Genomic DNA, 11,314 nt, shown 5'->3' with positions numbered 1-11,314 from the left:
CAACGTCCCGTTGCGAGCGCGACATCATTAAAGTACCCCGCAGCGTCTGGCGCCGCCTGCACGAGGCGGCCTGCTATGCCGCGTAATGGCCAAAGTCCAGCTAAGCGCCGCGTCGGCGCCCTGATACACCGGCATGTCCAGGGCTCGTCCGGTTTACCGTAATCGTTGCAGCTGGGCCCTATTGGCAAGGCCTCTGCCTTGTGCCTGCCTGGCGCCTGTAGTGAACCGCCCCGGTTTTTCGGAGGCTCCAACTCTTGAGAGAATTGGGGCCATATGAAGAAGTCTGTGAAGTTTTCGCCTGAGGTGCGTGAGCGCTCGGTGCGCATGGTGCTGGAGCACCAGGGGGAGTACGAATCGCAATGGGCAGCGATCTGCTCGATTGCTGCGAAGGTGGGCTGTACCCACGAGACCCTGCGTCGCTGGGTGCGGGAACACGAGACTGACAGCGGTGCCCGCCCGGGCCCCACCACGGCGGAGCAAGAGCGCATCAAGGCCCTGGAGCGCGAGGTACGGGAGCCGCGCCAGGCCAACGAGATACTGCGCAAGGCGTCGGCGTATTTCGCCCAGGCGGAGCTCGACCGCCCCTTCAAGCGGTGAAGGCGTTCATCGACAAGCATCGCGACGTCCACGGGGTCGAGCCGATCTGCCGCGTCATGCAGATTGCCCCTTCGACGTACTGGCTGCACGCGGCCCGCCGGGCACAGCCGGCGCTGCGCCCCGCACGCGCTCAGCGCGACGACACGCTGATCGAGCATATCGAGCGCATGTGGCGCGACAACATGCAGGTCTACGGCGCGCGCAAGGTCTGGCGGCAGCTGCAGCGCGAAGGCATCACGGTGGCGCGCTGCACGGTCGAGCGGTTGATGCGGCGCCAAGACCTGCGCGGCGTGGTGCGCGGCAAGGTGGTGCGCACCACCGTCGCTGACACGACCGGGTCCCTACCGTCGGACAAGGTGAAGCGGCAGTTCCGGGCCGAGCGGCCCAACCAGCTGTGGTTATCCGATTTCACTTACGTGGCTACCTGGCAAGGCTTCGTCTACGTGGCCTTCGTCATCGACGTTTTCGCCCGGCGCATCGTGGGCTGGCGTGCGTCCTCGTCCATGCGCACGGACTTCGTGCTCGACGCACTGGAGCAGGCCCTGTACGAGCGCAGGCCCACCGAGGAAGACCGGCTGGTCCATCATTCGGACAGGGGTTCGCAAGGCGCATTCAACCGGTCGTCGCAACACCGGGTTGTGCGGCAGATTTTAGGTAGTCGTTCAGCGTCTCGGCTGGGGTCTTCCAGCCCAAAGTTTTGCGCGGCCTGCTGTTCAGGGTGTTCGCCACAGTCTGAAGCTCTTGCTCGCTCCACCGAGACAGGTCTGTGCCTTTCGGGAAGTACTGACGAAGCAGGCCGTTAGTGTTCTCGTTCGTGCCGCGCTGCCAGGGGCTGTGAGGATCTGCAAAGAAGACCTTCACCCCGGACTCGATGGTGAACCGGGCATGGTCGGATAGCTCCTTGCCACGATCCCAAGTCAATGAATGCCACAACTGGGCAGGCAGCATGGTCACTACTTTCTTGAGCGCATTGGCCATGGTCACGGCTCCGTAGCCGGCAAGCGCAGGACCGTTTTTTGTCCGGGGAGCCAACCCATAGCCCGCCTCGCGAGGCAAGTGCACGAGCATGGTGAAGCGGCTTGATCGCTCTACCAGCGTTCCAATGGCGGACCTGTCCAGGCCAATGATCAAGTCCCCCTCCCAATGGCCTGGCACGGAACGATCTTCGGCCTCTGCAGGTCGGCGGGAGATCATCACCTCCTCGTTGACATGAGCCCATGCTTTGGCTTGGGCTCTGGCCCTCGGCACCCGCAACGCACGCCCTGTGCGCAGGTAACTCACCAGTTCGCGCTTGAGGGCACCCCGGCCCTGGATGTAGAGGGCTTGGTAGATGGCCTCATGGGAAATGCGCATAAATGGATCATCGGGGAAGTCGATTTGCAACCGTTTGGCAATCTGCTCCGGTGACCAGCCATTGACCCACTGGCGGTCACTGCGATGGGGTTTGTTACGCCCGATGAATGGTGCCTGTCGAGGGCCGGCTACTTCACGCCCTTCAGCATCGCGAAGCTTGCCCTCCAGATGCTCCTGAACATAGTTGCACAGCTGCGAGTTGATCGCCAGCTTGGCCGGCTTGGGTCTCCTGGCTACCAGTTCCGCCTTCCACTGTGCCACTGACGCCCGATATTCGAGCTTGCCCCCACGGGTCGCGGCGTTGCGGGTCAGCTCTCGAGAGACGGTCGAGGGGCTTCGCCCCAAACGGCGAGCGATCTCACGGACTCCGACATCTTGGGCTCGCAGCAAGGAAATCTCTTCTCGCTCCGTGAAGGACAAATATCGCTCGGACACAGGCTTCGACATGAACAATGGCATGCCGCCACGTTGGCGGAACCAGCGAGAGCCTACCGCTTGCGACACGCCGACCGCTTCAGCAGCCTTCTCGCTCGTGATCCCGGTTGAGATCTGAATCCAGAACTGTCGCTCCACTTCGCGCCGAAGCGACGGCGCACCTGGCGAGCGCATCGCTCCTCGCCCCGTCAACTTCTGCATCCATCCCGCAGGTCGTCCCATAAAACACCTCTTTCATCAAAGGTGTTGCGACGACCGGTTGAATGCGCCGAGCAAGGAAGCTGTTGAGCTGGCAACGCTGACCTGGGTCGCCTGGTTCAACCACCACCGGCTGCTGGAGCCCATCGGCAACATCCCGCCCGCGGAAGCCGAGGCCAACTACCATCGTCAACTCGCCGAGTCGGCCGTCCCGGCCTAACTCACACCAACGAGCCTCAGAAATTCCCGGCGCGGTTCACCGCTCCCATCGTGCACATCTCGTAAAAGTGAGAAGGTGAGCACGGTAGGGCGATCTTGCTCATGGGTTCAAGCCCTGCCAAGAAGGGCCCAGCGCAACGCTTACGGTTTACCGAGGGCAAAGCGTGATCTATTTCCTTGCTCGGACCAGTGCGTTGCGGTGAACTGGATAACGCTGAGAGAGCGTTTGCATAGAGCGTCTTCGGGCAGCAGCTACCTATAAGGATCAAATTTCCAATAGCGCCGCTGCATCGAAACTCCGGTTTTGGCGGAGGTCTCCTGGCGTCCGGGTCTGCTATTGCCATGACGTACCACAGCAGGCCCGTCGGCTGCGTTCGCATCGCCGTTCGCCGCCTCTCGCCGCCCCAGGCAATGCGCCGTTCCGGGCCGTCACGCACCTTCGCCATAACTGTTTCATGCCCAACGTCGCTAAGCCTGCTTCGAAGTTCCGGCCTCGTCCTCATCGCTTCGCCCTGGAGAGCCGGCAGTTGTTCGACGGTGCGGTGTTGGTGGAAGCCGCAACCGGCATGGCGGACATACACCATGACGGCGACGGGCATGAAGTGAACCCCGTGTCCGCCGAGCAGGCGCGGCCGGCGCAGGCCGAGCTCCCTGCGGCACCGGCCGTCCAAGGGGCCGGCGCCGCAGAAGGCCGCAACGTCTACGTGATCGACCAAGGCGTGGCGGGCTGGCAGCAGCTGGCGGCGGCCGTGCCTGCCGACGCCCAGATCGTGTACCTGTCGCCGCAGGCCGATGGCGTGGCGCAGCTGGCTGCGGCGCTGCAGGAGCAGGGCGGCATCGCCTCGCTGTCCATCTTCAGCCATGGCGCGTCCGGCCAGCTGCACCTGGGTGGCAGCACCGTGGATGCCGAGTCCGTGCAGCAGCAGGCGGCACTGTGGCAGGCCATCGGCGCAGCGCTAGGCGCCGATGGCGACATCCTGCTCTACGGCTGCGACTTGGCCCGTGACGACACGCAGCTGCTGCAGCGCCTGGCCGAGTTCACCGGCGCAGACGTGGCGGCCTCCAGCGACGCCACCGGCACGACCGCGGCCGGCGGCGACTGGGTGCTGGAAGCTTCGGTGGGCACCATCGAGGCACGCGCCCTGGCCGTCGAAGGCTACGTCGGCGTGCTGGCCGCGCCGTCGGTGAGCACCACGTTAACGGCACTCACCGTGATCGAGGCCAGCGCGATCAATGCGCCCAATGTTTCCACGGCCCAATTGTCGGGCTGGACGGTGTCGGACGGTGGCAACGGCGCCGTCACCTTGAAGCTCACACTGCCCAACGGCGCCCTGGGTAGCCTTACCGTGAATGGTCGCGACGCGACAGAGGCAGCGGGCTTCACTTTTGACACAGCGGCCGAGGCCAGCGCTTGGCTCAACTCGGTGAAGTTCACGGCGGCGGACGTCGAGCTGGGCCAGACCACGGCCAGCGGCATCCTTACGGTCGCCGTTTCGGTTGGCGCCAATGCAACGCTGCAGACCGCCACGCGCACGCTTACCCTCAATGTGACGCCGTCCAACGACCCGGTGGTGCTCGACCCGGCAACGCCCGGTGGCGGCATCACCCAGGCTGTTGACGAGGTGAGCCCGGCTGGTGGGACAGTGATCACCGCGGCAACGCTGGCGGCGGCAGACCCAGAGGTGGACAGCACAACACCCACACAGTTGCCTGTCCAGATCGTCTACAACCTCACATCGGCGCCCATCTACGGCTACCTTACGCTTTCAGGCAACCGGCTGGCTCAGGGCTCCATTTTTACCCAGCAGGACGTGATCAACGGCAAGCTGGCTTACGTCCACACTGAGACGAGCACGCTGCAGAACGAGTCCGACACCTTCACCGTGCGGCTGAACGATGGGGCCACGCCCCTGGTCTCATCGGACACCGCCCAGGTTACGCTCACTATCACGCCGGCGAACCAGGCGCCCACGGTATCCGGCTCGGGGAGCGTTTACGAAGGCCAGCCGGCCAACGCCAAGGACGCGTCGAACACGCCGCTGTCTGTGGTGGGCAACTTCATCAAGGCCGACGGCGGGGGCGATCCCGGCGACAGCACGCTGAAGGTGCGCATCACCGCGCTGCCCACGGACGGCACGCTGTACTTCGACAGCAAGGCGCTCACGGCGTCCGACATCGGTTTCGAGTTCGATTACGCCGATCGCGCGAAGCTAACCTATGCCAACAAGGGTGACGCCGATCCGAACTATTCGCGTGACGACACTTTCGGTGTGAGCGTCTCCGATGGCGGCGGCGGTACCGGCACTCCGGCCAGCACGGCGGCCACCATCACCGTCAACGTGCGCAGCGTCGATGACGATCCGGTGTGGGTCGAAAGTAGCACGCTGCAGGCTAACGTCAACACCCAGGGCGATGCCAACTCCCGCGTGGTGCTGCAATCAACCATGCTCGACGCCATCGACGTAGATACGGCACGCGCAACCGTGACCTTCGTCGTTACTGCCGCCAGCCTGAGCCATGGTGATCTCCAGCTCAACCACGTGACCCTCCGGGTGGGCGACACCTTCACGGCAGCAGCGCTGGATGCCGGTCTGGTGACCTACCAACAGCACGTCTATGCCCCGCTGAATGGTGGTGTGGTGGACAGCTTTGACTTCCAGGTCGTGGACAACGCCATGGCGTTGTCGTGGAAGGAGGACGGCACGAGCCTCCCGCGCCCCGGCGGCGTGTACGACAGGTCCATCGGGCAACTGCGCACGCTGCAGTTCAGGATCACTCTGTTAGAAAAGGACGCAGGAGGCGGCTCGATACCCGGCAGCAGCGATCCCAGCGCGCCGCCGATGCTCACCGCCACGCTTCACTCGTCCAACGAGGCCTCCACCAGCGAGGGCGGTACGGTAGGCCTCTCAGCCGATTGGCAACACGCCCCGGGTTTGAAGTACACCGTGACGTACGTCGATGGCCAAGGCGATATCCGAAGTGCCGTTGACGAGGCACAGATTGTCTACACCGTGATCCGCTACAACAACGGCCCTGCCGGCGCGGAGGGGAACGGCGTGCTGCAGCGCTGGAACGGCAGCGCCTGGATCAACCTCAGCCCGTACGACACCTTCACCCAGGCGGACCTCAATGCGGGCAACCTCATCCGCTACCAGCACGACGGCGCCAGCGAGGATTTCGAGGCCAGCGTCACGCTGTCGGTCTCGGCCGGCGCGCTGGTGGGCGGCACGATTGACCGACAGACGACGGATTTCGCCTTCCACGTCACGCCCACCAACGACGCGCCCACGCTGGGCGGCTCGCAAAGGGCCGTCATCCGTGAAGGAGAGACCGCCTACATCACCACTGACCAGCTGGTCGTGCGCGACGCCGACGACGCCGTCAGCGAGGCGGCCGTCGAGAGCGACCCCACCAGCTTCGCCTACAACAACGGCACCGCGCTCAAACTGCGAATCACGTCGCTGCCTGCGGCTGGCGGCACGCTGCAGTATTTCAACGGCACCGGTTGGGTGGCGGTCGCGCTGGAGCAGGAACTGTCAGTCTCGGAGTTGAGCAACTCGGCCGACACGAGCCAACCCGGCTTCACCAGGTTACGCTTCGTCAGCGACGGCTCCGAGACGCGCCAGACCAACTTCACTGTGGTGGCCGTGGACCGCTGGGGAGCCACGTCAAACACAGCGACCGTCACCATCGACATGACGGCCGTCAACGACGCGCCGGCCATCGCCTCGGACCCGACGCCGACCCCGCTCCGGCCTGGCCCTGCCGACAGCGCCAACGTCGCGCTCCACGCTACCGAAGGCAGCTTCACCCGCATCACCGACGCGTTGCTGCGCGCCTTCGACCCCGACAGCATCGACCAGCAGGTGCAGTACCGCATCACGACCGCGCCGGCGCACGGTTCGCTGGCCTACTCGGTCAACGGGGTGAGTTTCACACTGCTGGGCGCGGGCTCCTCGTTCACTAAAGCGGACGTGGCCGCGGGCCGCATCTACTACGTGCAGAACGGCGACGACCTCGGCGCCGTGCCGCAGGACGGGCAACCAGACGACAAGTTCATCTTCACCGTGGCCGACGGCGACAAAGAGCAGGCCGGCAACGAGTTCTGGATCTACTTCGACCCGCTGGTCAACGATGCGCCGGTGGTGACCGCGCCGTCCGCGACGGTGACGGTGGACCGCACCGGGCCCGATGTCACACTGGTGACGGGCTTCAAGGTGGCCGATCCGGACCTGCTTTTCGTCGATAGCCCGCGTGAGACCGACTTCCTGCAGGTCACCGTGCGGCTGCTGGACGCTTCCGGCGCGCCGCTGGCTTCGGCGGCGGCCTACGCCGGCATCAGCATCGTGCCGGGTGCCGGCTCGCTCGCCAGCGTGGACACGACCCATAACGGCGTGAACGACTATCTTGTGCTGGGCGGCAAGCGCGACGAGATCCAGAAGGCGCTGGACGGCCTGGGCATGTCCTTCAGCGGCGACCGCAACGCTGTCTACCAGCTTCAAGTGATCGCGGACGACCGCCTGCGCGAAGGCGGTGGCGCACTGATCGATGCCGACAACGACGACGGCAACGGTGTGCAGGCCGTGGCCAACGGCGGCCGGATCAACCAAGCCGCCACCCCGACCAGCGGCACGTCCGCGCCCGTGCCCAACGACGCCTTCGACGCCTACACCTCTGCCGTGCCGGCGGCCGGCAGCAGCCTGGCCGGCAACATCGGCGCGGCCTTGGTGCGGCTGTGGGTCTCCAGCGTCAACGAGGCGCCGACCCTGGCGGTGTCGTTGCTGCTGCCCCAGACCTACGAGGACCAGGTCACGTTCATCGGCGGGAACTTTGTGGTCAGCGACCCGGAGTCCGCGGCCTTCGACACGCCCGTCACCGTCAGGCTGACGGTGGGCCGTGGCGTACTGGGCATCGGCGTCCCGGGTACACAGACCACTGCCACCGCCGCTGCGCCCAGCAGCCGCGCCGTCACTATCAGTGGTGACAACTCCGCCACGCTCACGCTCACCGGCCGCGCCAGCGACATCCAGGCGCTGCTCAACGACAGCAGCCAGGGCCTGACGTACCGCAGCGCCACCAACGAGAACCACGACACCAACGGCAACGCCGACGGCGACGCGACGCTGACCTTGTCCTTCGACGACACCGGCTCGCGCTTCGGCAGCGGCGGCGCCGCCAACAACGGTGCCCCCGTCACGGCGGGCATCACGATCGTACCGGTCAACGACGTACCGACAGTGACGGCCGGCTCTGGCACCGTGTACCTCCAGGGCCTGACCGACGTGGGTGGTTTCTTGGTGAGCGATACGGACGTCACCGACACCGGCGGTGTGGCCGATGGAGAGACAGATTACCTGCAGGTCACGGTCCGCATTACCACCGGTAGCGGAGCCGTGCTGAACAGCTCGGCCTACGTAGACAACAACATCCGCATCACGTCCTCCGCACTGGTCCCGGCGGGCTTGAACATTGACAGTGCCTACAACGGCGACAAGGCGGCGCTGCGCATCAGCGGCACCCAGGCTGACATCAAGACCTACCTCGATAAGCTGCAGGTGCAGATCGGCGGAGCCCTGGGCAATGCCGACGTGAGCTACCGTGTCTACGTCATCGTCGACGACCGCGTGCGCGACGCTTCGGGAGTGATCGTCACGGCCAGCGGCGCCAACGGCGGGCTCAACAACAACGCGTCCGGCGGCACCACGGCGGTGCCGACTACCGGCATCGATCCCTACGGCGTGTTCCCGACTGGGCTGACCAACAACGTGGTCAGTACCTACCGCACGCTGTTCCCTTCCGATGTCAACGACCCGGCCGGCATCGCAATGACAGTGACGCCGCGCGTTGAAGGTGCCGACACCGCCACGCTGAAGTTCACCATCACGGACGTGGATGCCAGCTCGACGGACCAGTTGCGTGCCGCGGTTACCGTGCCCGAAGGCTTCACGGTGCAGTCGGTCGGCGGCAGCGGGGGCACCATCAGCGGCCTGGGCACCCGCACCTTCGTCATTGACGGCACGCTGACGCAGATCAAAAACCGGCTCACCGACAACGGCGTCGTGGTGGCTTTGCCTACCACGGCCGGTGTCGCCGCGGCCGACTGGAACGGCAGCTTCGACGTCAAGGTCGTGGTCAACGACAACGGCCATAACGGCGCGCGGCCTGGCAGCATCTCGGGCAACGTCAGCTATGCGGACGGCGATGCCGGCACCTCCGCTGCGCTGCTGACCACACAAACCTTCTCGGTAGCGGTCGCCCTGTCGAATGACGCGCCCGTCGTCACCAACGGCGCGACGCAGGTGCTGCTGTCTCCCACCGAGGACAGCGACGGCGGTACCGGCCAGAGCATCGACACGCTGTTCCGCCCGTACTTCAGCGACACCAAGGACCAACTCGCCAACGGCCTGCCCAGCGGCCCCAATGCCGTCGGCGGTTCGTCGGCCGACAACTTCTTCGGCGTGGCTATCGTGGGCGTGACCACCAACGTAGCCCAGGGCGAGTGGCAGTACTCGCTGGACGGCAGCACCGGCTGGACCGCCGTGGGCACGCGTACCGACGCTACCGCGCTGGTGCTTGGCACCTCGGCGGCGCTGCGCTTCGTGCCGAAGTCCAACTTCCAGGGCAAGCCCAACGATCTGGTTGTGCGCTTGGTTGAGACTGATACCAACAATGACTCCAGCACGCTTACCCCGGCTTCTGGAGCCTACCCGGTTGACACACGCACCAACGGCGGCACCACGGTCTACAGCAGCGGCACCATCACTCTGTCCACCACGGTTGCCAACGTCAATGACCGGCCGACCACGACCGACGCGACACTGCCGACGGCCGGCACCGAAGGCCAGGCCGGCAGCCCCGCCACCGTGGCGGCGCTGTTTGGCGGCAACTACGGCGACGCCACCGACAACCAGACCGGCGTGACCGGTGGTGCGGATGCACGCGGTACCGGCTTCGGCGGCATCGCGGTGGTGGGCAATGCCGCCACGGCCGCCCAGGGCACCTGGCAGTACAACGTCGGCAGCGGATGGCAGGACATCAGGACGGACGTGATGGACGCGGCCGCGCTGCTGCTGCCCACCAGCGCGCAGTTGCGCTTCGTGCCCTTTGGCGACTTCAACGGCACGCCGGGCAGCCTCACGGTGCGTGCGGCCGATACGCCGGTGGCGGCCCTGGCCGACAACGTCAATCTCGGATTGGACACCCTGGAGTCCAACAACCAGACTAGCACCTGGTCGCTCAAGCACACCTTGGACACCACGGTGGCGCCGCGCAACGACGCGCCGGTGCTGGCAGGCACGCCGCTGCAGGGCTCGGCGCTCAACCCTTCGGTGACGGAGAGCACGGGCGTGGGTACCGGCGTGCCTGGCGTGCGGCTGCTCACCGGCGGCAGCGTCAGCGACATTGACCTCAGCACCACCTCAGGCCTGAGCTCCACGGTCATCGGCGCGGGCAGCCTCACCGTCACGCTGGATGCCTACCAGGCCGGCGACATCCTGTTCGTGGCCGATGCGCTGCCCAGCGGGATGACGTCCGACGCGGTTAACACCGGCGTGGGCAAGGCGCTGACCATCAACTTCAGCAACAGCATCACGCTGGCGCAGGTGCAAGACCTGCTGAACCTGCTGGCGTGGAAGAGCACCAGCGACAACCCCACCGCCTACGGCAACGCGGCCACGCGCATCTACCACATCACGGTCAACGACGGCAACAACGTGCAGTTCGGCGGCAACGCGGGCGGGCCGGGCGCGGCGGTCAGCAACACCATCAACGGCACCCTCTACATCGCCGCGGTCAATGACCCGCCGGTGGCGGTGGATGACACGAACAGCATCACGGAGGACGCGGGGCCCTTGTTCGTTCCTGTTGGCTCCGGCGTCATCCGCGGCCGCATAGGTTCCGAAGCGGACAGCGATCCCGACAACGTCGTGGCCAACCTGAGCGTGAGCGCCGTGCGCACCGGCAAAGAGACGCCGGACCCGGGCACGCTTTCCGTCACGGCAGGCAGTGATCTGGATGGCCTCTACGGCACGCTGCGCCTGAACGCCGACGGCAGCTACACCTACACGCTGGATAACACCAAGCCGGCGGTCAACGCGCTCAAGAGTGGGAAGTCGCTGCAGGACTTCTTCACCTACACCCTGTACGACAGTGCCGGCGGGTACGACAAGGCCCAACTGACCATCACCATCCGCGGCAAGACTGACGGCGCACCGACGGTGGTGGCGCAGGACGGCAACGACGGGGCCACGGGCCATGCCACGGTGTACGAGGCGGGGCTGGTGGATGCAAGCAGCACGGCCGAGACCACCACGGGCAGCATCACGGTGACGGCTGCCGACGGGCTGCAGACGGTCACGGTGGGTGGCCGGGAGCTGACGCTGGCGGAGCTGGCGGGGCTGGGCACGACGGCGGTGGACATCGACACGGGCAAGGGCACGCTCAGGCTCACGGGCTTCAAGGACGTGACGTACGTGGGCGGAGTGCCCACGGCGGGCACGCTGGCCTACAGCTA

At 65.8% G+C, this 11,314-nt stretch carries 2 protein-coding genes, 2 pseudogenes and 1 other annotated feature; of the genes and pseudogenes, 3 read left to right on the top strand and 1 reads right to left on the bottom strand.

Features of this window, described 5'->3' with window-relative positions:
• Positions 1 to 273: 273 nt before the first annotated feature.
• Positions 274 to 1,202, top strand: a pseudogene (locus tag H537_RS48630) (IS3 family transposase); the annotation flags it as partial.
• Positions 552 to 668 (top strand) — a sequence feature (AL1L pseudoknot). Its footprint overlaps the pseudogene before it by 117 nt.
• 7 nt (positions 1,203 to 1,209) lie before the next feature.
• Here H537_RS48630 and H537_RS52140 read toward each other — a convergent pair.
• Positions 1,210 to 2,586: an IS30 family transposase gene (locus tag H537_RS52140; protein ID WP_084151332.1), complete on the bottom strand. Its 1,377-nt coding sequence runs from the start codon at positions 2,584 to 2,586 to the stop codon at positions 1,210 to 1,212.
• 70 nt (positions 2,587 to 2,656) lie between these two features.
• Between H537_RS52140 and H537_RS54270 the strand changes: the two are divergent.
• Positions 2,657 to 2,803: pseudogene (locus H537_RS54270) on the top strand (IS3 family transposase); the annotation flags it as partial.
• Positions 2,804 to 3,368: 565 nt separating this feature from the next.
• On the top strand, positions 3,369 to 11,314 hold a 7,946-nt coding region (locus H537_RS48625; protein WP_211235168.1), incomplete at its 3' end, for a cadherin-like domain-containing protein.

It is taken from the genome of Azohydromonas australica DSM 1124, assembly GCF_000430725.1.
Lineage (GTDB): Bacteria > Pseudomonadota > Gammaproteobacteria > Burkholderiales > Burkholderiaceae_C > Azohydromonas > Azohydromonas australica.
The sequence above is the reverse complement of the archived record's forward strand: the minus strand, read 5'-3'. Positions and strand labels throughout refer to the sequence as shown.